The sequence below is a fragment of the Enterococcus larvae genome (assembly GCF_017830045.1).
Lineage (GTDB): Bacteria > Bacillota > Bacilli > Lactobacillales > Enterococcaceae > Enterococcus_L > Enterococcus_L larvae.
Genome location: NZ_JAEDXU010000012.1, coordinates 17,759 through 40,846, shown reverse-complemented (window position 1 = coordinate 40,846; position 23,088 = coordinate 17,759). Strand labels below are relative to the sequence as shown.

Genomic DNA, 23,088 nt, shown 5'->3' with positions numbered 1-23,088 from the left:
GTGTACTATTTAAAGGTATGCATAGCAAAACTATAATGTATAAATAAAAGTTATTCGGAGGGAATTTAATGTCTGCGAAATGGGAGAAAAAAGGCACAAACGATGGTGTGCTTACTTTTTCAATCGATAGTGAAACAATCGAAAAAGGTATGAAGCAAGCGTTTAACAAAGTGAAAAAAAGTCTGAATGTTCCAGGATTCCGTAAAGGAAAAGTATCTCGTCAAGTATTCAACCGTATGTACGGGGAAGAAGCATTGTACGAAGATGCATTGAACGCTGTTTTACCAGAAGCGTATGAAGCTGCTGTAAAAGAAGCAGGAATCGATCCGGTTTCTCAACCAAAAATCGATGTAGAGAGCATGAACAAAGGCGAAGACTGGGTAATCACAGCTGAAGTAACTGTTAAGCCTGAAGTGAAGCTTGGCGAATATAAAAATCTGACTGTTGAAAAACAGGACCGTGAAGTAACAGATGCTGATGTTGAAGAACGTTTAGCTGCTGAGCAAGCTTCTCAAGCTGAATTAGTAATCAAAGAGGATGAAGCAGCTGAAAGCGGAGATACAGTTGTCATTGACTTTGAAGGCTTCAAAGATGGCGAAGCTTTTGATGGCGGTAAAGGTGAGAACTATTCTCTTGAATTAGGTTCTAACTCTTTCATTCCAGGATTTGAAGATCAATTGGTCGGTAAGAAAGCTGGAGAAGAAACAGAAGTAACTGTAACATTCCCAGAAGATTATCAAGCAGAGGATCTTGCTGGTAAAGAAGCTGTATTCCAAGTGAAAATCCACGAAGTCAAAGCAAAAGAGCTTCCTGAACTGGACGACGAATTTGCAAAAGACATCGACGATTCTGTTGAAACTTTAGATGAATTGAAAGAAAAATACCGTAAAGAGCTGACTGAATCAAAAGAAGCATCTGCTGAAGAAGCAAAAGATGAAGCAGCAATCCGTTTGGCTGTAGATAACGCAGAAATCGTTGACCTGCCGCACGTAATGGTACATGATGAAGTACACCGTTCTATGGACGAGTTCTTGAACAATATGCAACGTCAAGGAATCGCTCCTGACATGTACTATCAATTAACTGGTACGACTGAAGCAGACCTGCATAAGCAATTTGAAGGTGAAGCTGAAACACGTACAAAAACAAATCTTGTGATCGAAGCAATCGCTGAACAAGAAAACATTGAAGTAACTGCTGAAGATATGGATGCAGAAATCAAAGATCTGTCTGAACAATACAACATGCCTGAAGATCAGGTTCGTCGTGTGTTGACAGAAGATATGCTGAAACATGATATCCGCATGAAGAAAGCTGTGGAAGTTGTTACAGAAACTGCAGTTGAAAAATAAGAATTGAAAACAGAATTAGGAACAGAAGTCTCTGACTTGAAACAGGAGAAGAATTGTCAAAAATCGTACAAGTGATTTTTACAGCTTCCAACCAAGTTTCAAAACAGCAGCTTCTGTTCTGCTTTTTTCTGAAAATCAACAGCCTAAATCGCTGCTGATTTCTTTCGTTTCAGTTCGAAGAAAGAAGTGGGGATTATTTATCATTCCTACCTCTTTTTTTATTTATATGATCCAAAATTCAAATATGGCGTATTTACGCTTCATATGCTATAGTTTGAAAATGGAGAGCTCTATTCAAAGTAGAAATCGAAAGATACTATGATTTGCGTTACATAGAATTTGACGAGATTTAAAGCAGCTGTTGTTTCTATTTGTTTTCAGGCTGCTGCGATTCTTAAAGCATATAAAATCTATAACTTGATCTATCCAGATATAGTGGATGGAGGGATGCTTGTTTAGATTATTGCTTTTTCTTTGCTTCGCTTGAAAATTTGTTGCATGGTTAAAAGACAAGAACAGACAGATGTCTGAATGGATGATAAATGAAAAACTGTAAGAGGGAAGTTGAGGTGAGTAAGTCGAGTATGAAGAAAACAGGAAAAATTTATATGCTGGCTCAATTGAATTGTCGTTCGATGGGTGAATCAATTGATCTTTTAAAGGATTGGCTGAGTTTTGTACGGATTATCACTGAGCCGAAATATTATAAAATCGATGATGGAGCATCACAGCCATTTGATCTCTTATCAATAAAGACAGCCTTCGAGAATTTGACGGATGAAAGTAGCCTTTGGGTGAAGATCTATGCTGCTGCCGGAGAATTTCAGGTACATATTTCCGGTCATTCCGTTGTGGAAAGAAATATCATTGATGGTAGTGTATTTTTGAACTACCAAAAAATGATTGAAGATTATAGCGATGTCCGAATGGAGACAAGTGGAGTCTATGGTTATATCCGCTCATTGGATGAATATTTGTACCATAATGTTGAACAGATGGAGAAACGAGATTTTGATACAGCGGAAGAGTTATCATTGTTGCCGAAGCGCTACAATAACAACAAGGAAATCATCGTCGACTGCAATCAGTTTTCCGGTTATGATATCTTTTTTAGAGGACTATGTCTGACAGCTTGCTGGAAGATGTACTATTCCAGTTTGTACTTTCAAGTCATTCCAAGGCAGATATTCCTTGAAGTACAGCAGGTCCAGACTATTGAAGAGCTGAAGAATGATATGATCAAAATCTCTCTATTTATCGATCCGTTGAACTGGGAGGCCGAAGCGAATCAGCATTTCCAACAGTTTTTCAGAGAGCAGATGGGCTTTGACCAGTTGGCGTGGAATAATGGTGTGGGCATTCTTCGCCCTCCGCTGATTGAGTTTGCTTTCATTGAAGAGATGGTTCAGACTGTACAGTATCAAAACAGTCAATTTCAGCCTGTAGAGAAGAAGAAGGCGACTTACTTTGTGACTAGAAGCAGTGATTACGTGCGTAAAGAGTATTCAGAAAACCGTACGAAGGGTGTTTTGAATGTTCAGGCTTATTTTCCTTGGATCGATCATCAGGGAAGAAAAATGATGAACTATCGTGTAATCAATCCGCAGTTAGCGATTGACGGGGGGTTGGCAGCCTATGAGTTCTATATTCGTCAGTATTTGGAAATCAATGTAGTTGATGAAAAATACAACACATACCTTGCTGTTCTTCGTTTCTATCTACCGGAAGCAGCTCTTGCTGAACTTCCATTAGAGGAGTTGATGGAGAAGCTGTGGGATGTTAATATCAGCAACCTGGATCAACAGGAATCAGTAACTGCCTTAGACCTAAAGAAAGGCGAGAGTCATCTAAGAGTGGCTTTTGTTGGTGCTGATCATTTAGAGATAAAGGATTTAGAGAAAATCGACGAAAATGACTGAAATAAAAAGCAGCACATCGACTATCCTTTAGGGGAGATAATCGATGTGCTGCTTTTTCATTTTATGCCGCTTCAGCAACTGGTTTTTTCAGCATTCCGACAATAAATGCAGAAACAACTGATCCAATAAAGATGAACAGCAGATACATCAAAGGATTACTTAGAAGAAGGGCAACGAAGACACCACCATGAGGTGCCAATAGACGAATACCCATGCCGCCGACTAACCCTCCGGCTAATGCTGAACCTACAACAAAGCCTGGAATCACTCGAAGCGGGTCAGCTGCAGCGAATGGTATAGCACCTTCAGTAACGAAGGAAAGCCCCATCACCAGATTTGTCAGTCCTGCATCTTTTTGATCCTGAGTGAATTTATTCTTAAAAATCAGTGTCGCAATAAAGATTGCCAATGGAGGAACCATACCGCCAGCCATTACAGAGGCCATGATTACACTGCCTCCTTCGGCTAGTGAAGTTGCGATAGATGCTGTACCAAAGACATAAGCAGCTTTATTGATTGGACCACCTAAATCGATTGCCATCATACCACCAAGTAAAGCACCTAATAAAGCAGCATTTGTTCCATCTAAACCAAGAAGGAAGCTATTTAAGCCATCGTTGATGATTTTCATTGGGACATTGATCAATAACATTGCCCCCCCTGTAATCAATAGACCGAATACAGGATAGAACAAGATTGTTTTGATGCCATCCAAAGATTTTGGCAACCCGCTGAACACCTTCTTCAACAAGATAATGACATAGCCTGCTAGGAAACCACCAATCAAGGCGCCGAGGAATCCAGCACCGCCAGTATTGGCAAGAGCACCAGCAGCGAAACCGACAATCAGACCTGGACGATCAGCGATACTTGCGGCGATGAAACCTGCCAGAACAGGAAGCATAAAGCCAAATGCTGCACCACCGATTTGATTGAACCAGCTGGCCATTTCATTGTAGCTTCCAAGGCTGGCTAACTGGGTATCGGGGACACCCATGAATTGGTCAATCATAAAGGACAATGCAATAGCAATCCCGCCGCCGATAACAAACGGCAGCATATGAGAAACTCCGTTCATCAAATCTTTGTAGATCCGTGAACCGATAGAACCTTCCGCTGAGCTGTTTTCAGAAGATGCATCTGTACCGCTTCCGTGGAAAACCGGTGCATTTCCGCTTAGAGCCAGTTCAATCAATTCTGATGGTTTACGAATCCCATCACTGACTGGACGATTCACCAGATTTTTTCCATCAAATCGATTCATTTCTACTTTTTTATCCGCTGCTACAATCACGCCATCAGCTTTAGCGATATCTTCTGCTGTCAAGCGGTTTTTGATGCCTTCAGAACCATTTGTTTCTACTTTGATTGCGACACCCATTTCATTTGCTGTCTTTTTCAGTGCATCTTCAGCCATATAGGTATGGGCAATTCCGGTAGGACAGGCAGTAACTGCAACAATGAATCTCTTCGTTGAATCATTGGCTGCGGCTGCTTGTTCTTCTTGTTCTTCCAGCTTTTTCTGTTTTTCTGCCCGATCGAACAGCTCTTGTACTTCCTCTGGTGAATCAGCCTTTTTCAGCTGTGCAACAAAGTCAGGATTGACCAGTAATCTGGAAAGTGCTGCTAAAGCCTGCAGATGAGTATCGTTTGCGCCTTCCGGAGCCGCAATCATAAAGAACAAATAGGTTGGCTGTCCATCTAAGGACTCATAATCTACTCCATTACTGCTTTTCGCAAATAGAACAGTCGCTTCTTTCACTGCTTTGTTTTTGGCGTGAGGCATGGCAATTCCGTCACCTAAACCTGTAGAGGTCTGTGCTTCTCGATCTAAAATCCCCTGTTTATACATTTCTCTATCTGTGATTCTTCCACCCGCATACATCTTATCAACCATTTCTTCGATGGCTGCTTGTTTCGTTGTTGCCTGTAAATCCATGATCATTACATCTTTAACAAGCAAATCTTTGATATTCATTCTAACTCCTCCTTATAATTGCTCAATACGTACTTCATCCAACAATTCATTGATAAAAGCAGCTTCTGCCAAATCATCAGAAAAGGCTGTTGCGCTGCCGCAGGCGACACTCCACTTGAAGGCCTCGATCGGATCATTTGTTTCAGCAAATTTTCCAACAAAACCGGCAATCATTGAATCCCCTGCACCCACAGAATTTTTTAGCGGGCGCTTTAAGATATTTGAACGATAAACGCGGTCATCTGCGAAAAGTAAGGCACCGTCTCCAGCCATGGATACGATTGCATATTTTGCACCTTCATCTAGTAATGCTTTCCCATAAGGGAGAATGTCCTCTAGTGTATGAAATTCTGTTTGATACAGTTCAGCTAGTTCATGGTTATTGGGCTTGACCAGCAGAGGTTCATGGCTCAAGGACTGCTTTAGGTCTTTCCCTGTTGTGTCGATCACAAATGCTGCACCGCGAGTTTTGATCAGCTGGATAAGTTCAGCGTAAAATCCCTGAGTAAGAGAAGCAGGTGTACTTCCAGATAGGATCACAATATCGTTTGATGAGAGTTTTTCGAATTGCTCTTTTAACTGATTCATCTCCGACTGTTGAATAGTGGGGCCCGCACCGTTTATTTCAGTTTCTTCTGCAGCTTTCAGCTTGATATTTATTCTGGTATCAGCGTCAATAGGTGTGAAAGCTGTCATGATTGCTTCAGAGTGAAGCCAATCGGTAATGAAATTCCCAGTGAAGCCGCCCATGAAGCCAAGAGCTGTTGATTCAAGTCCTATTCTCTTCAATATCCTGGAAACATTGATTCCTTTTCCCCCTGGTAATTTGAGATCAGAGGTCATTCTGTTCAACGCACCGATTTCCAACGTATCTACATGAACGATATAATCGATGGATGGATTCAGTGTCACTGTATAAATCATTTTGCAACCTCCTTGATCGTTGTTTTTTGTTGTAATTCATTCAATAGTTCCTTAGGGCAAGCATCCACAAGCAGAGTAACCTGCTGGACATCAGCTACCTTTGTAAACGAAACTTTGTTTAGCTTACTATGATCAGCCAAAACAAACGCATGCTCAGCATGGTGGATAGCCAGTCGTTTTAAAGCAGCTTCTTCAGGGTCAGGAGTAGTCAGCCCGAATTCCGGATGAATACCGTTCATACCCATGAATACTTTATTGAAACGAAACTGCTTTAGCTGCTCCATACTGGTTGAACCGATGATTGCTTTCGTTGAAAGTTTCAGTGTACCGCCTAAAATAATTGTATTGATATTCAGATCGATCAGCTTTGCTGCATGGTGAACAGAATTAGTTACTGCTGTAATGTCTTTATCCGCTAGATAAGGGATCATCTCCAGAGTGGTTGTCCCTGCATCCAAATAGATCACGTCGCCTTCATGGACAGTTTCTGCAGCTGCTTTAGCAATTGCTTGTTTTTCTTGAATGTTTTTGATCGATTTTTCGTTCATTGATTGTTCAGTACCAAGGTCTGATTTTATTTTTGCGCCGCCATGTACCCGCTCCAGCAGTCCAGCTTTTTCCAACTCCTGAAGATCTCTTCGTATTGTTGATTCTGAAGCGTTTAATGCAGCAGAAAGTTCCTGCGATTTCACGATTGATTCTTGGCTCAATAGATCCATTATTTTTTTGTGACGTTCTTCTGTAAGCATTTCCATCCCTCTCTTCATTGGATATAATATCATGGATGAATAGTGAAATCAATAGAAAACAGTCTAAAACATTCAAAAACGATCATAATCGTTCATGGAGGGGATGCACATTTGCTGTATTAAATTTTTTTGAATTATTATTGAGATAATCGTAAAAATAAATTCATTTTAAATGTAAAAAAAATATTTTTTTGTCTAGGAGATTACAGCAATATTTGATAAGCTAGATAGAGAAAAACAAATCAACTGCTTGTGTATTTTCAACTGCTTGAATGTGATTTTATTGATATAAATAACATGATATAAGTATGTACATACTCATATAACCGAATAGACGTTGCTTCAATCGTTTTGTGTTTCAAGAATCGCAACGAAGCAAGTCCTTCTATACGTTGAGAGTCAGAGCATAACGAGAATCGTAGATACAGAAGCTTTGTCACAATCTCATGATTTGAATAAACTATGGATAAGGATGTAAAAGATGAAAGTTGATAGTGAAGAGAAGTACATTGAAGGGGCAAAATTTGCCAGCTTGTTTGCGGGCTTCATATGTGCCTATTTAACATGGGGAGGTTTAGGAACAATCTCTGATGAAATGTTCTTATTCTTTCCAAAGATTTTTCCAGTAACACTGCTGGTCTTGTTTATTTTAACTGTTTCCGAATTGAAGAAAGTGGAGCGATTTTTTGCAGGAGGCTTATCTGTTTTAGCTTTGATACCAGCAATGTTCTATTTTAATAACTACTTCCATTTGAGCTTTTACTGGCATATCCCGCTTTCTCTGATTTTTATTTTTTTAACTGGTAAACTATCATTTACTGAAACCCACCGAAGACTTCTGACATATTTTTCAGGGGGATATATTGGCGTGATGCTGGTCAAGCTGATCATGGTTACATTCAATCTTGGCAACCTGGAGTTATGGATCAATAAGAATCTGATTGCGGGGGCGACTTTCTTTGCCTGCATGTTGACAGTCATCTTGATAGATAGAATGAGTCTGGACTATTCACTACCTATAGAAGGGCTAGTAAGCTTAGTCGGAATCACGGTATTCTATCTCTGTGATTCTTGGACCCCGATGATTTCGTATGCAGGATTTCTGCTAATAAGCGCAGGCATTAAATACAACTCAAAAATCCGTCGTTCTTTAGAAAATAGCAAGGTTTGGATCGTGCTGTTTTCTGTCATGTTCCTGTTTATCCCAATCATCACCTATCTATTTGCTGCAAATGATGGATTCGGTATTCAACTAAGCGGCAGAGTAGAGATATGGCAAGAGCTTTTCTATTCATGGACCAGTGAGATGGGTAATCTGTTGATCGGAGCAGGAAATGGCTTTAACGCTGTAAGAAGCGATTTACCGGCTCATAGTGCTTATTTAGATATATTGTGGCGTTATGGAATCATTGGTTATGTCATCTTTTTTGGAGGGATCGTTTTATTGATGTTTAGGCATAAGCAAAGGAGATACTCTACGAACCAGCTTCTTTGTTTGGCTGCGTTTCTTGTTACTTGTATCCATGCAACAATGGAAAACTACCTAAGCAGCTTTCAATGGATTCCAATAATTTTTATTTTTCCGGGGCTGCTTATCAGTCAATCAGAAAAGGCTTCTGCTTTAGAGAAAGAAATAGGATTACTGAATGAAGTAGAAGCTTACGATGAATCAGCTCTAACGGATTCAGAAACCGTAGACATTTAATATGATAAAAGAGACGAGTTCTCCATAAAATAGCATATCTATATTTTGACTGGATATCCTAAAAAAGAGGCTGAGACAGAAGTGTTTAGCTACAAGCAATAAGCCGGAATTCACGAAAATTGTTTCACAAATTTTTGTTGAATTCCGGCTTATTGTCGTAGGAGCTACTTCTGACTCGCCGTTTATTCGGATTTAGGGTATGGAAAAGAGTGGCAACAGATTATTGTCCCACTCTCGTTTTTTTGAAAAATCGATAGAAAATTTCTGAGGGGAATTCTTAAAAGTGATAGCTGTTTTTAAAGAATTTCAGCGGTATCTTTGGTATAATGATAAAGATTGAAATTTAAGGGAGGACGTTTTACATGGCTCCGAAACATACTTTGATTCAGGGAATGAATCCTAAGCAGGCAGAAGCTGTTCTGCACACTGAAGGACCGCTATTAGTAATGGCCGGTGCCGGTAGTGGGAAGACACGTGTCTTGACCCATAGAATCGCTTATTTGATTGAAGAAAAGGACGTCAACCCATGGAATATCCTGGCGATCACGTTTACAAATAAAGCGGCAAAAGAAATGAAGGAGCGGGTTGCTCGATTGTTGGAGCACGGCGGCGAAGATGTATGGATATCGACCTTTCACTCGATGTGTGTACGCATCCTGCGCCGCAATGTCGATCAAATCGGCTATAACCGAAACTTTACAATCATCGACTCTTCTGAACAGAAAACATTGATGAAGCGAGTAATGGCTGAGCTGAATATCGACCCGAAAAAATATGACCCTCGAACACTTCTTGGAACGATCAGCAATGCAAAAAATGAATTGCAGACACCTGAGAAGATGGCTGAGCTGCAAGGCAGCATCTATGAAGAGATTGCAGCAAAGTGCTATGATCGCTATCAAAGAGAATTGAGAAACAATCAATGCATGGATTTTGATGATTTGATCATGAACACGATCAGGTTATTCGATGAACAGCCGGATACACTGGCTTTTTATCAAAATAAGTTTCATTACATTCACGTGGATGAATATCAGGATACCAACCATGCCCAGTACATGCTTGTGAATATGCTTGCTGACCGCTTCCGCAATCTCTGCGTTGTTGGAGATGCGGATCAGAGTATATATGGTTGGCGAGGAGCTGACATGCAGAATATCCTTGATTTTGAGAAGGATTATTCAGATGCTTCAGTGATTTTATTGGAACAGAATTATCGTTCCACAAAGAAAATCCTGTCAGCGGCAAATGATGTCATCAAAAACAATCGCAACCGAAAAGCCAAGAACCTTTGGACTGAAAATACAGACGGAGAAAAAATCGTTTATTATCGCGGTAATACTGAGCGAGATGAAACCCAGTTCATCGTCCAGCAGATTCAAAAGGAGATGCAGGAAAAGGACCGGATATACGGCGACTTTGCGGTATTGTATCGGACAAATGCCCAGTCACGTGTCATGGAGGAAATGCTTCTGAAATCCAATATTCCTTATACGATGATCGGGGGACACAAGTTCTACGATCGTAAGGAAATCAAGGATATTTTAGGATATTTGAATATCATTTCAAACCCGATGGATTCCCTCAGCTTTGATCGTGTAGTTAATTCTCCAAAGCGTGGGATTGGAAAAACATCCGTTGAAAAGCTGCGTCAGTTTGCAGAAATGCATGGCTGGTCTCTTTTAGAGGCAGCGCAGAATGTCGACTTGGCCAATATCTCCGGAAAAGCCGGAAAAGAACTGGGAAGTTTTGGCATCATGGTTCAGGAGCTGACACAGATGGTTCCATACCTGACAATCACTGAGCTGGTCAAAGAAGTTTTGGATCGCAGCGGATATAAAGAGGATTTGATTCGTCAGAACAACTTAGAATCTCAGACAAGATTGGAAAATTTGGATGAATTTCTGACTGTTACACAGGAGTTCGATAAGCGTTATGCAAAACAGGATGAAGAGGATGCAGATGCACCGGAAGAGAAGCTGGCCGTGTTTTTAAATGATTTGGCACTGGTTTCTGATATTGATGATTTAGAAGAAAGTACCTCACAGGTTACTTTAATGACACTGCATGCTGCAAAGGGGCTTGAATTTCCTGTTGTATTCCTGATTGGACTTGAAGAAGGGATATTTCCGCTGTCTCGAGCAATGATCGAGGAACAGGAGTTGGAGGAAGAAAGACGCCTTGCCTATGTAGGTATCACTCGGGCAGAAGAAATCCTTTATATGACCAATGCCTATTCACGGACGCTGTATGGAAAAACTCAGTACAATCGTCCTAGCCGATTTTTAGGCGAGATAGAAGAGGAGCTGATAGAGCCTCACGGAATGGAAGCGTCAAGTCAGCAACGCCCTGTAAGAACACAGGAACCGCGTATCTTCAAACCAGCATATAATCAACCGGCTCAAAAAGCTGTTTCAGATAAGACAGCCAGCGGTGGTGAATCATTGGGCTGGAAAGCCGGCGATAAAGTAAAACATAAAGCCTGGGGAACAGGCGTGATCGTTAAAGTAGGCGGCAGCGGAACAGATCTTGAACTGGATATTGCTTTTCCGGAAAAAGGGATCAAGCGTCTACTGGCGGCATTTGCCCCAATCGAAAAGGTATAAGGACATAGGAGGTTTGTTAGAATGGAAGATCGACCACTGACATTAGGAGAGGCCACAGAAAAAGCGAAGCAGCTGAGAATAGATTTAACAAAATATTCACATGAGTATTATGTTGAAGACACGCCAACTGTAGAGGATTATGTCTATGATCGATTGTATCAGGAACTCGTTGATATTGAGACAGCATTTCCTGACTTGATCACCTCTGACTCCCCAACACAGAGAGTTGGCGGAAAGATTCTTGAAGGTTTTGAGAAGGTCACCCATGATGTACAGATGTACAGTCTGAATGATGGTTTCAGTAAAGAGGACATCTATGCATTTGATGAGCGTGTTCAAAAGCTGGCTGGACGTCAAGTCAGCTACTGCTGTGAGTTGAAGATCGATGGATTGGCAATTTCTTTAAAATATGAGAATGGCGTATTTGTTCAAGGTGCAACCAGAGGTGACGGAACAGTTGGGGAAAATATCACTGAGAACTTAAAGACAGTGAAATCGATCCCGTTAAAACTGGAGCGTCCAATCTCGATTGAGGTTCGCGGAGAATGTTATATGCCAAAAAAATCTTTTGTGAATTTGAATAAGGAGCGGGAAGAAGCCGGTCAGGATATTTTTGCTAATCCTAGAAATGCGGCGGCGGGTAGTCTGCGGCAGTTGGATTCAAGTATTACAGCCAAGCGCAATCTAAGTACATTTTTATATACAGTAGCCGATTTTGGCCCGATGCAGGCGCAAACTCAGTTTGATGCGCTAGATGAATTAGGAGCAATCGGGCTGAAAATCAATCAGGAAAGAACTTTATGCAAGGACATTGATGAGGTCTGGGCATACATCGAAGAATATCATGAAAAACGTGAGCAGCTGCCTTATGAAATCGACGGAATCGTGATCAAGGTCAATGACTTTGCTGTTCAGGATGAACTTGGCTTTACCGTCAAGGCACCACGCTGGGCGATTGCCTACAAGTTTCCGCCGGAAGAGGCTGAGACGGTGATCGAAGCGATTGAATGGACAATCGGCAGAACAGGTGTCGTCACACCAACAGCTGTCATGACCCCTGTCCGTGTAGCTGGAACAACTGTTTCTCGGGCTAGTCTTCACAATGTTGATTTCATCAATATGAAGGGGATTCGTTTGAAGGATCACGTGATCATTTATAAAGCTGGAGATATTATTCCAGAAGTAGCTCAGGTTCTGATTGACAAGCGTCCGGCTGACAGTGAGGAATTTCTGGCACCGACTCATTGTCCGGTGTGCGACAGCGAGCTGGTTCATTTGGATGAGGAAGTAGCCTTGCGTTGTATCAATCCAAAATGTCCTGCTCAAATCAAAGAAGGTCTCAGTCATTTTGTTTCCAGAAATGCGATGAATATTGATGGTTTGGGACCACGTGTTCTTGAGCAGATGTTCGACAGGGAATTAGTTGCAGATGTTGCAGATTTGTATTTCTTGACAGAGGAACAGCTGATGACTTTGGATAAAATCAAGGAAAAGGCTGCACATAATATCTATACGGCAATTGCAGCAAGTAAAGACAATTCTGTTGAACGGCTGATTTTTGGTTTGGGAATTCGTCATGTAGGCTCTAAGGCAGCGAAGGTGTTGGCTGAGCATTTTGGGAATCTTGAAACGATTGCGAAGGCAACTAAAGAAGAGGTTGTAGCCCTTGATTCTATTGGAGAAATCATTGCCGATAGCTTAGTGACCTATTTTGAAAACGAAGAAGTTCATGAGTTGATGGCTGAATTTGAGAAAGCCGGAGTGAATCTGGAATACAAAGGAATTCGTTTGTCACAGTTGGAATCAGTAGAATCTCCATTCAAGGATAAAACAGTTGTTTTAACAGGGAAATTGGAGAAATATACACGAGAAGAAGCCAAAGAGAAAATTGAAAGTCTTGGTGGTAAGGTCACCGGCAGTGTTTCGAAAAAAACGGATATTGTCGTTGCAGGTGAAGAGGCCGGCAGTAAGTTGACGAAGGCAGAAAGCCTAGGCGTAGCTGTTTGGACAGAAGATGAGATGATCACAGCAATTGAAGATAGCCATTTTGATCAAGAAGCTTGAGTAGTGGATACAAGGTTTTGACTTAAGCAATGGATATCTGGACAAAATCTGAAAAAATGAAGTAAAAACGTAGATAAATCAGGAAATTTTCAAGACTTTTTCAATCATCAGATAATTTTATGATAGAATAGAAAAAACAGTCTTTTCAGAAGGCTTTCGCACTTTTAGAGGAAAGAAGGGTAATTATGGCAATCAGTGAAGAACAAGTAAAACACGTAGCAAAATTAGCAAAGCTGTCATTTTCTTCAGAGGAGCTGACAGGATTTACTGATCAGCTTGGCAAAATCATCGATATGGTCGAGCTTCTTGAAGAAGTGGATACAGAAGGTGTGCCGTTTACATCAAATGTTGGTAAAACAATCAACGTGATGAGAGAAGATAATGCAGAACCGGGAATGAACAGAGATGAACTTATGAAAAACGTACCACAATCACAGGACGGTTATATCAAAGTACCGGCAATCATTGATAATGGGGAGGCTGGTGCATAATGGAAAAATTATATGATAAATCACTGACAGAGCTGCACGATTTACTTGTGTCAAAAGAAATCACAGCTGTCGATCTGACAAATACAACATTAGAACGCATCAAGGCAACAGAAAAAGATGTAGAGGCATTTATAACCATCAATGAAGAAAAAGCGTTGGATATGGCGAAAGCGATCGATTTAAAAGGGATCACTGAATCAAATCCTTTAGCTGGTATCCCGATCGGGATCAAGGATAATATTGTCACAAAGGATATTTTGACAACAGCAGCTTCTAAAATATTAAGCAACTTCAACCCCATCTATGATGCAACCGTTATGGAAAAGGTATACCAATCAGACTTGATTCCTATAGGGAAGCTGAATATGGACGAGTTTGCGATGGGCGGAAGTACGGAGAACTCTTACTTCAAGAAAACAAAAAATGCTTGGGATCATACCAAAGTACCAGGAGGCTCTTCAGGTGGTTCTGCAGCTGCAGTTGCAGCTGGACAAATCCCTGTTTCTCTAGGAAGCGACACTGGTGGTAGTATCCGTCAGCCTGCATCCTTCAATGGGATCGTCGGCATGAAGCCGACCTACGGCCGTATCTCCCGTTATGGCTTGATTGCTTTTTCTTCAAGTTTGGATCAAATCGGTCCATTGACAAGAAATGTAAAGGATAATGCGTTAGCATTGAATGCCATCAGCGGATTTGATCCGAAGGACGGAACCTCAGCAGGGGAATCTGTTCCTGATTTTACGGAAGGCTTAACTGGCGACATCAAAGGAATGAAGATTGCCTTACCGAAAGAATATCTGGGCGAAGGCGTTGCTCCTGAAGTTCGTGAAGCAATAATGAAAGCTGTTGAAACCTTCAAGAGCTTAGGTGCTACAATCGAAGAAGTCAGCCTGCCTCATTCTAAATACGGTGTTGCTGTTTACTATATCATTGCTTCATCGGAAGCAAGCTCTAACCTGCAGCGTTTTGATGGTATTCGTTACGGTTACCGTTCAGAGGATGTTCAAAACCTTGAGGATGTTTATGTAAACTCTCGTACCGAAGGATTCGGCTTAGAAGTAAAACGTCGTATCATGCTAGGTACCTTCTCATTGAGTGCCGGCTATTACGATGCGCATTTCAAAAAAGCCGGGCAGGTTCGTACGTTGATCAGCCGTGATTTTGAAAAAGTCTTTGCTGACTATGATTTGATCATCGGTCCATCAGCACCAACTGTTGCTTATGGCATTGGAGAAAACATCAATGATCCAATCACGATGTATATGAATGATATTCTAACGATTCCAGTAAACTTAGCTGGTTTACCGGGAATGTCGATTCCAGCCGGCTTCTCAGAAGGCTTACCGGTTGGCTTGCAGATCATTGGGAAACCATTTGACGAGCAAACAATGTATAAAGCAGCGTATGCCTTTGAACAGGCAACTGATTTCCATACAAAAAAACCAGTGATTTTAGGGGGAAATGATTAATGAATTTTGAAACAGTCATCGGTCTGGAAGTCCATGTAGAATTAAAAACCAACTCTAAAATCTTTTCACCGGCACCTGCTCATTTTGGAGCGGAGCCAAACAGCAATACACAGGTGATTGATTGGGGTTATCCCGGCGTTCTTCCTGTTATGAATAAAACAGCGTTGGAGTTTGGTATGAAAGCAGCACTGGCATTGAACTGTCAGATTTCTAAAGAGACTCATTTTGATCGTAAAAACTACTTTTATCCGGATAATCCGAAAGCGTACCAAATTTCTCAGTTCGATCAACCGATTGGCCACGACGGATGGATTGAAATCGAAGTTGAAGGCGAAAAGAAAATCATTCGGATTGAGCGTGTTCATTTAGAAGAAGATGCTGGGAAAAATATCCACGGTACAGACGGCTATTCTTATGTCGACTTAAACCGTCAGGGAACACCTCTGATTGAGATTGTTTCTGAAGCGGATATGCGTTCACCGGAAGAAGCTTATGCTTATTTAGAAGCATTACGCTCAATCATTCTGTTTACAGAAGTATCTGATGTGAAAATGGAAGAAGGCTCTATGCGTTGTGATGCTAATATCTCTTTACGCCCATATGGTCAAGAAGAGTTTGGAACAAAAGCAGAGCTGAAAAACCTGAACTCTATGAGTTTTGTTAAAAAAGGCTTGGCATTTGAAGAAAAACGTCAAGCAAAAGTGTTGTTATCTGGTGGCGAAATCCAACAAGAAACACGCCGTTTCGATGAAACAACCAATAAAACATTATTGATGCGTGTCAAAGAAGGATCAAGTGATTACCGTTACTTCCCAGAACCGGATATTCCACGTTTTGAAATCGATGATGCGTGGATCGAGAAGGTGCGTGAGAGCCTGCCTGAACTGCCTGCTTCACGTCGTCAGCGCTATACAAAAGAATTTGGATTACCTGATTATGATGCAATGGTACTGACACTGACAAAAGAAATGTCTGATTTCTTTGAAGCAACGTTAGCTGCCGGAGCAGATGCGAAACAAGCATCTAACTGGTTGATGGGTGAAGTTTCTGCTTATCTAAACAGTGAAAAACTTGAGCTGTTGGAAACAAAACTGACTCCAGAAAATCTTGCAGGAATGATTCAATTGATTGCAGATGGCACAATCAGTTCAAAAATTGCGAAAACTGTTTTCAAAGAATTGATTGAAAATGGCGGAAATGCGAAGGAAGTTGTTGAAGCGAAGGGTCTTGTTCAGTTATCTGATCCATCTCAGCTTTTACCGATCATCAATGAAGTGCTGGATAACAACCAACAGTCTATTGATGATTTCAAAAATGGAAAAGACAGAGCAGTTGGATTCTTGGTTGGTCAAATCATGAAAGCAACAAAAGGAAAAGCCAATCCTGGTGTTGTGAATAAGTTGTTGCAGGAAGAGTTAGCAAAACGATAAGAAAGCGGCTGACATGATATGAAAAAAGCAAGAGTAATTTATAATCCAACATCTGGAAAAGAATTGGTAAAAAAGAACCTAGCTGACATCCTTAACGTTTTAGAGGAATCCGGTTATGAGGCGAGTGCGTTTGCAACAACTCCTGAACAGGATTCTGCAAAGGATGAGGCGAGGCGAGCAGCCTTAGCTGGTTTTGATTTGATTGTTGCTGCCGGAGGAGACGGGACCATCAACGAAGTTGTTAACGGACTCGCTCCTTTGGAGGATCGTCCATTAATGGCGGTGATTCCGGCAGGAACAACGAATGATTATGCCAGAGCATTGAAAATTCCAAGAAATAACATTCTGGAAGCTGCGAAAGTCATCAAGAAGAACCAGACCGTGAAGATGGATATCGGTAAAGCAGCAGAAAACTACTTTATCAATATTGCAGCGGGCGGCCATTTGACAGAGCTTACCTATGAAGTTCCTTCAGAATTGAAGAGTATTTTCGGCTATCTTGCTTACTTGGTCAAGGGGGCAGAAATGCTTCCACGAGTGAAACCCATCAAGGTGAGAATGACCTATGATGACGGTGTCTACGAAGGCAACGCTTCTATGTTTTTCCTTGGTCTAACGAATTCTGTCGGTGGTTTTGAACAAATCGCACCTGATGCAAAGCTGGATGACGGGAAATTCTCATTGATCATCGTTAAAACAGCGAATGTTCTTGAAATCGTTCATTTAGTTGCTTTGATGATGAATGGTGGGAAGCATGTTGAGGATAATCGCGTGATTTATACAAAAACCAATCATCTTCAAGTGGAAACCATGGATGACAAGCATCGAATGCTGATCAATCTGGATGGCGAATATGGTGGAGAAGCGCCGATGGTCTTCCAGAATCTGCATCAGCACATTGAGATGTTTGCAAATCTGGATGATATCCCTTCAGATGCAGTTATCGGTGAGCAGCCGGAGATTGAAGAAGCGGAAGAAGTATATAAAGAAATCACTAAAGGCTTTGTCAAAGAAGTAGAGAAGCTGACGGATCAGGATATCGATGGTGATGGTAAAATTGCCGGAGAAGATCCGAAAGAAAAAAATTGATTATCTGATGGCGGCAGCAAAAGCTCATAAAATCTGGAATTGCAAGCACGTGATTTCACATGAAGCTGGAGGAATCAACTATGTCTGATCTTCGTGAATCATGATTGTATCACTGTAATTGACTGACTTTAAAGAGCCTGTTTTACACAAATAATCAGTTAAATGAAGACAGGACGATTTTCAGTTTGAATATTGTCCTGTCTTTATTTACATATTATACGAGTTTGAAGAAAGAAATGAAGGAAAGAATTAGTCTTGTATATAGGCGGTAGCGAATACTGCTGGTTCATTGACTGATTTTGCACGACTAGATATAAAGAAGCTCTAAAAGAGAAAGGATAGCTATGGTTTCAAGAATAAGAGGATGGTTCAAGAAAAAATCCTTCAATTTGCAGACAACAATCATCTTTGTTGTTTGTTGCTCAACACTGGTTTCATTGATAGTATCAGCTATTTTGATTAGAAATTTTATTTTAAGCAGGAATGATGAAACCACTAATGAAAAAATATCAAGTATTGCCAAAATCGTTTCAACAAATGAAATCGTTATAGAGGGTTTGCTTAATGGTGATCCGAATCTAACTGTTCAATCCTTTGCGACAGATGTTATGGATGCAGCAAATCTGGATTTTGTTGTAGTAATGGATACGGATATGGTTCGATTATCGCACGCCGCTCCTTCTTATATCGGTCAAAAGTTTTCAGACGAAGGCGATGCTCGTAAAGTCCTTTCAGGAGAATCTTTTTTTTCCAGAAAAGTCGGGGTTCTAGGTAATGGTTATCGCTATTTTGTTCCGGTTTTTTATGAAGGGGAGATTATTGGCGGAGTCTGTGTCGGTTTGACCTCTCAAAGTATGGGGATTTATGTTTCTGATGCACAAAAGAAGATTCTCTTATCCCTCTTACTCGGGTTAACAGTGGGAATCATCGGCGCGGTATTTCTTGCACAGAAGATGAAAACAATCTTGCTGGGATTAGAGCCGGAAGAAATTGCAGCACAGCTGAGTGAGAAAGAAATCATTGAAAATGAGGTAGAAGAAGGCTTGATTGCCATTTCGCCTACAAAACAAATCATCTTACTGAACAGGGGCGCAAAGGAGTTGTTTGCCACTTCAAGCTTGGAGATGGATTCTCAACTGGGAGAAGTGATTGATGAGAATCTTTATGAAGTATTATTTAGAGCAACATTGGAAGACAAGACTGAGATTCGCAATCAATATATGTATCTAAACGGCATTGAAGTGATTGCCAGTGTATCGCCAATTTTTAGTGAAGATCAGTTTTTCGGCGCAGTAGCAACATTAAGAGATCAATCGGAAATGATGAAGCTGTTGGAGGAACTAGGTGGCACAGAGCAGTATATCAATTCGTTGAGAGCACAAACGCATGAATTTTTGAACAAGCTGCATGTTATTTCGGGATTGATCGACTTGGAGAAGTTTGAAGAGGTATCGGATTTCGTTCAACAATTGAATCATCATTACACGGTTGAAGTGGGTTACATCACAAAGCTCATCAAAGTACCTGCGATTGCCGGCTTCCTGTTAGGAAAAATCAATGAAGCAAAAGAGCAACAGGTAGAGATGATTTTAGCCAACGACTCCTATGTTCCTGAAATGATTGTTGACGAGTCGGTTCATGCATTGCTGCAGATCTTGGGAAATCTGCTGGATAACGCGAAGGAAGCTGTATTAAAAAAGGGAGAAGGTCAAGTTCGAATCCATCTGACTTTTGAAGAAGAAGGAGAAATCTTTATTCTGGAAGTTTGTGATGATGGCATCGGATTGTCGGAAGAAGCACATAAGCAACTCTTTCATGTGGGTTTTTCGACTAAGGGAGAAAATCGTGGTTTTGGATTGAATATCGTGAAACGGATCATTGAAGAATACGATGGTGTGATTGAATTTTCCTCTAGGAAGGCTGGAGGGACGGTTGTTTATCTGGAACTGCCTAATAAAGTGAGGAAGAAGAAGTGACCAAAGTACTGATTATTGAAGATGATCCGATGGTGGCTGTCCTGAATCAGAGTTTTGTAGAGCAATTGCCTGATATGACAGTCGTAAAAAACGTCCGTTCTGCAGATGAGGCGAAGAATGTTCTAGACAAAAACTCGATTGATTTGATTTTGCTGGATGTTTTTTTACCGGGAGAAACAGGGATAGAGTTTCTGACCTGGTTGAGAATGGAAAAAAGCAATGTAGTGGTTATTCTTATTACTGCAGCAGATGATGTGAAAACAGTGAAGGAAGCCATCCGATATGGGGCAATTGATTATTTGATCAAGCCATTTACATTTGAACGTTTCAAGATGGCTATCGATAAATATCGAAACCTGACCTTTGCTACAGAAGAAGGGGATCGAACCAATCAAAGCGCAATCGATCGCTACTTGAATCATGCCGAAGCACAAGACAGACAGAATCGATCGGAGGAGAAAGAACTGCCGAAAGGTTTATCCAAGCTGACCTTGAAAAAAGTCAGCGAAGGAATTCAAGAATTAAAGGAGCCCTTTTCAACAAAGGATTTAGCAGTGAAAATCAGTCTATCAAGAATTTCCACAAAGAAATACCTACAGTTTTTGGTAGATTATCAGGTGCTAAAAGAGACAATGATTTATTTAGAAATAGGCCGTCCATTAACTAAGTATGAGATCCAAGCTGATTTTACAGAAAAAATTGAGGAATACCTATAAATAAACATCTGTCGACCGTTGATACTTTTTACAGTATCGGAGGTCGACAGATTTTTTAGGAAAGAATAGTTTTTTATGAAAGAGTAGAGGAAAATTGAAAAAGTTAAGATTGTCGAAAAATATAAGTAATGATAGAATTATTAGATAATAACCAAATGGAGGTATACCTTATGTCAACTGAGGCAGTTAATTCAAATGTAGATATTGCAGCTAGCTACACAACTCCTATTTCCAGTGCGAAAGATTCAGCACTTCAAACAGAAGTCAATTCTTCTACTATCAGTTTTTCTAATTTATCGGTATGCGAAAAAGTAAAAAGTATCAACGGGAAATCATTAACAAATACGAGCCAATATGGCAGTGCATTATCCAAAGATTTAGACAATTTCACTACAATTGCGGCTACTTTTGCTGAAAAAGATGCACAAATTGCTAACGGAGGATAGAAGATGGCAGGAGAAAAAAACGATTACGTAGATGAAATGAGTCAAATCAATCGAGAGTTACAAACGATAACCGATGATTTGGATATAAATAAGAAGCAAACGGAAAAGCTTTCAGAAGCAGAAGATATCACTCAACAAATATACAAAGAGAATTCAGCTATCTTAGACGAATTAGCTTATTATTGGAAGGGTGATAAGGCAAATAGGTTTTTACATAGTGCTTATGAAGAGAATGAATATGAACAGAAACAATCCATGATGAGCATAGACGATGCTCACCTTTATTTACAGCAAGAACAAAAAAGGCTTATGAAGAAGGAAGAGGATTTACTTAACAAACAAGTAAAGTTAAAACAATTCGATAAGTAAAGGAGTATTTTCTATTGGGATTAAAAATAAGAGTAGGTGAAATCACTGGTTATTTGGATCAAATAAATAGCTCGCTGACGAATAAGAATGAAGGGTTGAATCAAATCATGCAGGGGATCCAAAATTTCACTAGTGCACCAGAATTGACCGGTGATGCATGGAGAGCCGCTAAAAACTACACGGAATCTGCTCACATTCCACTTTTACGTGGTCAAGTTCGGGCAAATGATGAAATCATGAACGATAATGTTACCTTTGCCAGTCGGATAGCAGAAAAAATTGAGAATGAAGAAATTGATGAAGAAGCATTGAACCGAATCATTGAACGTCTAGAGCAACAAAAGCGAGCCACACTTTACAGAAACAGTTTATTAGATAACAGCCCTTCTTTTGGTACAAGAAATGTCAATGCAGACGATGGATCTAATGCAATCATTACTCAAATTTATGAATTGAAACAAGAGATCCAATCGATGTATGACTTAGACAGTTCTTGTTCCGGTTTATATGAAACTGCTGATTCTTTGCTTGATAATGTGAGTCAGGGGTTGTCGGCTCTTGCCGGTACGAATTGCTTTGACAGCGCAACTGGAATGTACAGTACAGATAAACTAAAATTGGACTGGGCAAAGAACATAAATAAAGAATGGAAAGAAAACTTTGTATTGCCATTAGACTATGCGAAGCTTGTTCAGGGAATCAAGGATGACAAGAATCTATCGCCTACTGAAAAAGCTGAAAAAATCGCTAAAATTTATGAGGATTATCTTTATTCTTTAGCAAAGGTTGCTTTTGATGAATATGATAAAACTAGACTTAATTCGAATGCCTCCGAAAAACAAATAAAGAGTGCAGAAGCTAAGCTTGCGAAAATACTGCAAGGTCTTGATGTTGATATTAAAGCAATAGTCAGAAAACTAGGGGATGATGCTATAGCTGTTTCTGATAAACATGTTCGTGAATTTATTGCAATGGTAAATACTGGTAAACCATTAGATTTAAAAACACGTATTTTCCATGAATCCCCTGATAACGAAACACTTAACTATTCAATTTGGTCAAGAGGTTGGAATAAGGAGAATCCAGATTATCTTGGAAATTATTTATTTGGCTATTATGGCCAAGGTGCGTTTATGTTTAAAAATGATGCTTTGAAATACGGGGCTGGAGCAGCTCAAGGATTCTTTTCGGATAAGGATATTAAAAAGTGGGTTGATAATCTCAAAAATGGAAATTACGGCGACAATGACGGTGATGCTGAGATGATACAGGAAGGGATAGCAGATTTTGAAAAATATAATAAAAAGAATTAGTATTATTGGTGCATCTATAGTATCTGTAATTGTGATTATTTACCTTCTGTCAAATGTTGGTCTAGCCTACCAATCGCTATATTTTCCAAATCAAGAGAAAGAATTCAAAGTGAAAATTGATGAAAGAAATATTGAACCGCAAATTTCAATATATATAAAGAAGAATAAACAAGAGACTTTTGAAATCGAAGTGATTGACTCTGATGGAAAATCAATAGAACCAGATTATATTGGAGGAGATCGCTTTACATCGAAAGATAAATTTTACTATAGTTATCGCATATTTACAGGGAAAGGCAAAGAATATACTGTAAAAATAAAGAATAAAACAGACTCATTTGTCTATAGCTATGTTAGCGTGAATAACAATAACTAGATAAAAGCAGATATCATTATGGATAGAGACAATGATAAACTTTTATTAATTGAGAACAGTTGATCATCTGTCGACCGTTGATACTTTTTACAGTATCGGAGGTCGACAGATTTTTT

At 40.2% G+C, this 23,088-nt stretch carries 18 protein-coding genes; 15 read left to right on the top strand and 3 right to left on the bottom strand.

Annotated features, from left to right (window positions below):
• Positions 1–68: 68 nt before the first annotated feature.
• Together tig and I6N96_RS17340 are read left to right on the top strand one after the other, a co-directional pair.
• On the top strand, positions 69–1,352 hold the full coding sequence (tig, locus tag I6N96_RS17345) for a trigger factor (protein WP_209558836.1): 1,284 nt from the start codon (positions 69–71) through the stop codon (positions 1,350–1,352).
• Between the two features lie 569 nt (positions 1,353–1,921).
• On the top strand, positions 1,922–3,271 hold the full coding sequence (locus tag I6N96_RS17340) for a hypothetical protein (protein ID WP_347339096.1): 1,350 nt from the start codon (positions 1,922–1,924) through the stop codon (positions 3,269–3,271).
• Positions 3,272–3,332: 61 nt separating this feature from the next.
• On the opposite strand, the gene I6N96_RS17335 is transcribed toward I6N96_RS17340, so the two are convergent.
• The 3 genes from I6N96_RS17335 to I6N96_RS17325 are packed head-to-tail and all read right to left on the bottom strand — an operon-like array spanning position 3,333 to position 6,922.
• The gene (locus I6N96_RS17335) at positions 3,333–5,249 is read right to left on the bottom strand and encodes a PTS fructose transporter subunit IIABC (RefSeq protein WP_209558835.1); all 1,917 of its coding nucleotides are present in this window, start codon (positions 5,247–5,249) and stop codon (positions 3,333–3,335) included.
• Positions 5,250–5,261: 12 nt separating this feature from the next.
• Positions 5,262–6,173: a 1-phosphofructokinase gene (gene pfkB / locus I6N96_RS17330; protein ID WP_209558834.1), complete on the bottom strand. Its 912-nt coding sequence runs from the start codon at positions 6,171–6,173 to the stop codon at positions 5,262–5,264.
• Positions 6,170–6,922 (bottom strand): DeoR/GlpR family DNA-binding transcription regulator, encoded by a 753-nt coding sequence (locus I6N96_RS17325; RefSeq protein WP_283811225.1) that lies wholly within the window; start codon positions 6,920–6,922, stop codon positions 6,170–6,172. The genes pfkB and I6N96_RS17325 overlap by 4 nt, the downstream gene beginning before the upstream one ends.
• Before the next feature lie 481 nt (positions 6,923–7,403).
• Here I6N96_RS17325 and I6N96_RS17320 point away from each other — a divergent pair, with 481 nt between their 5' ends.
• From I6N96_RS17320 to I6N96_RS17260, 13 genes are all read left to right on the top strand, one after another.
• The gene (locus I6N96_RS17320; protein WP_209558832.1) at positions 7,404–8,627 is read left to right on the top strand and encodes an EpaQ family protein; all 1,224 of its coding nucleotides are present in this window, start codon (positions 7,404–7,406) and stop codon (positions 8,625–8,627) included.
• 362 nt (positions 8,628–8,989) lie between these two features.
• On the top strand, positions 8,990–11,233 hold the full coding sequence (pcrA, locus tag I6N96_RS17315; protein WP_209558831.1) for a DNA helicase PcrA: 2,244 nt from the start codon (positions 8,990–8,992) through the stop codon (positions 11,231–11,233).
• 21 nt (positions 11,234–11,254) lie between these two features.
• Entirely contained in the window at positions 11,255–13,297 is a 2,043-nt protein-coding gene (gene ligA, locus I6N96_RS17310; RefSeq protein WP_209558830.1) for an NAD-dependent DNA ligase LigA, read from the top strand.
• 185 nt (positions 13,298–13,482) lie between these two features.
• Complete coding sequence (gene gatC / locus I6N96_RS17305) at positions 13,483–13,788, top strand: Asp-tRNA(Asn)/Glu-tRNA(Gln) amidotransferase subunit GatC (RefSeq protein WP_209558829.1); 306 nt, start codon at positions 13,483–13,485, stop codon at positions 13,786–13,788.
• A complete protein-coding gene (gene gatA / locus I6N96_RS17300) occupies positions 13,788–15,257 on the top strand; it encodes an Asp-tRNA(Asn)/Glu-tRNA(Gln) amidotransferase subunit GatA (protein ID WP_209558828.1) in 1,470 nt (489 codons plus the stop codon). Before gatC ends, gatA begins: the two co-directional genes overlap by 1 nt.
• The gene (gatB, locus tag I6N96_RS17295) at positions 15,257–16,687 is read left to right on the top strand and encodes an Asp-tRNA(Asn)/Glu-tRNA(Gln) amidotransferase subunit GatB (RefSeq protein ID WP_209558827.1); all 1,431 of its coding nucleotides are present in this window, start codon (positions 15,257–15,259) and stop codon (positions 16,685–16,687) included. Before gatA ends, gatB begins: the two co-directional genes overlap by 1 nt.
• A gap of 18 nt (positions 16,688–16,705) precedes the next feature.
• Entirely contained in the window at positions 16,706–17,776 is a 1,071-nt protein-coding gene (locus I6N96_RS17290) for a diacylglycerol kinase (protein ID WP_209558826.1), read from the top strand.
• A 344-nt stretch (positions 17,777–18,120) separates the two neighbouring features.
• A complete protein-coding gene (locus I6N96_RS17285) occupies positions 18,121–19,752 on the top strand; it encodes an ATP-binding protein (protein WP_245187032.1) in 1,632 nt (543 codons plus the stop codon).
• A complete protein-coding gene (locus I6N96_RS17280) occupies positions 19,749–20,468 on the top strand; it encodes a response regulator (RefSeq protein ID WP_209558825.1) in 720 nt (239 codons plus the stop codon). The genes I6N96_RS17285 and I6N96_RS17280 overlap by 4 nt, the downstream gene beginning before the upstream one ends.
• 170 nt (positions 20,469–20,638) lie before the next feature.
• Complete coding sequence (locus I6N96_RS17275; RefSeq protein ID WP_209558824.1) at positions 20,639–20,914, top strand: TIGR04197 family type VII secretion effector; 276 nt, start codon at positions 20,639–20,641, stop codon at positions 20,912–20,914.
• Positions 20,915–20,917: 3 nt separating this feature from the next.
• Positions 20,918–21,283 (top strand): DUF3958 family protein, encoded by a 366-nt coding sequence (locus I6N96_RS17270; RefSeq protein WP_209558823.1) that lies wholly within the window; start codon positions 20,918–20,920, stop codon positions 21,281–21,283.
• Positions 21,284–21,297: 14 nt separating this feature from the next.
• Positions 21,298–22,596, top strand: a complete 1,299-nt coding sequence (locus I6N96_RS17265; RefSeq protein ID WP_209558822.1) for a T7SS effector LXG polymorphic toxin — start codon at positions 21,298–21,300, stop codon at positions 22,594–22,596.
• The gene (locus I6N96_RS17260) at positions 22,571–22,972 is read left to right on the top strand and encodes a hypothetical protein (RefSeq protein ID WP_209558821.1); all 402 of its coding nucleotides are present in this window, start codon (positions 22,571–22,573) and stop codon (positions 22,970–22,972) included. Before I6N96_RS17265 ends, I6N96_RS17260 begins: the two co-directional genes overlap by 26 nt.
• The last annotated feature ends 116 nt before the right edge of the window (positions 22,973–23,088 follow it).

Bases quoted from the DNA above. Each gene is read 5' to 3' on its own strand.
- tig (WP_209558836.1), top strand. From the start codon at position 69: ATGTCTGCGAAATGGGAGAAAAAAGGCACAAACGATGGTGTGCTTACT.
- I6N96_RS17335 (WP_209558835.1), bottom strand. From the start codon at position 5,249: ATGAATATCAAAGATTTGCTTGTTAAAGATGTAATGATCATGGATTTA.
- pfkB (WP_209558834.1), bottom strand. From the start codon at position 6,173: ATGATTTATACAGTGACACTGAATCCATCCATCGATTATATCGTTCAT.
- I6N96_RS17325 (WP_283811225.1), bottom strand. From the start codon at position 6,922: ATGCTTACAGAAGAACGTCACAAAAAAATAATGGATCTATTGAGCCAA.
- I6N96_RS17320 (WP_209558832.1), top strand. From the start codon at position 7,404: ATGAAAGTTGATAGTGAAGAGAAGTACATTGAAGGGGCAAAATTTGCC.
- pcrA (WP_209558831.1), top strand. From the start codon at position 8,990: ATGGCTCCGAAACATACTTTGATTCAGGGAATGAATCCTAAGCAGGCA.
- ligA (WP_209558830.1), top strand. From the start codon at position 11,255: ATGGAAGATCGACCACTGACATTAGGAGAGGCCACAGAAAAAGCGAAG.
- gatC (WP_209558829.1), top strand. From the start codon at position 13,483: ATGGCAATCAGTGAAGAACAAGTAAAACACGTAGCAAAATTAGCAAAG.
- gatA (WP_209558828.1), top strand. From the start codon at position 13,788: ATGGAAAAATTATATGATAAATCACTGACAGAGCTGCACGATTTACTT.
- gatB (WP_209558827.1), top strand. From the start codon at position 15,257: ATGAATTTTGAAACAGTCATCGGTCTGGAAGTCCATGTAGAATTAAAA.
- I6N96_RS17290 (WP_209558826.1), top strand. From the start codon at position 16,706: ATGAAAAAAGCAAGAGTAATTTATAATCCAACATCTGGAAAAGAATTG.
- I6N96_RS17285 (WP_245187032.1), top strand. From the start codon at position 18,121: ATGGTTTCAAGAATAAGAGGATGGTTCAAGAAAAAATCCTTCAATTTG.
- I6N96_RS17275 (WP_209558824.1), top strand. From the start codon at position 20,639: ATGTCAACTGAGGCAGTTAATTCAAATGTAGATATTGCAGCTAGCTAC.
- I6N96_RS17270 (WP_209558823.1), top strand. From the start codon at position 20,918: ATGGCAGGAGAAAAAAACGATTACGTAGATGAAATGAGTCAAATCAAT.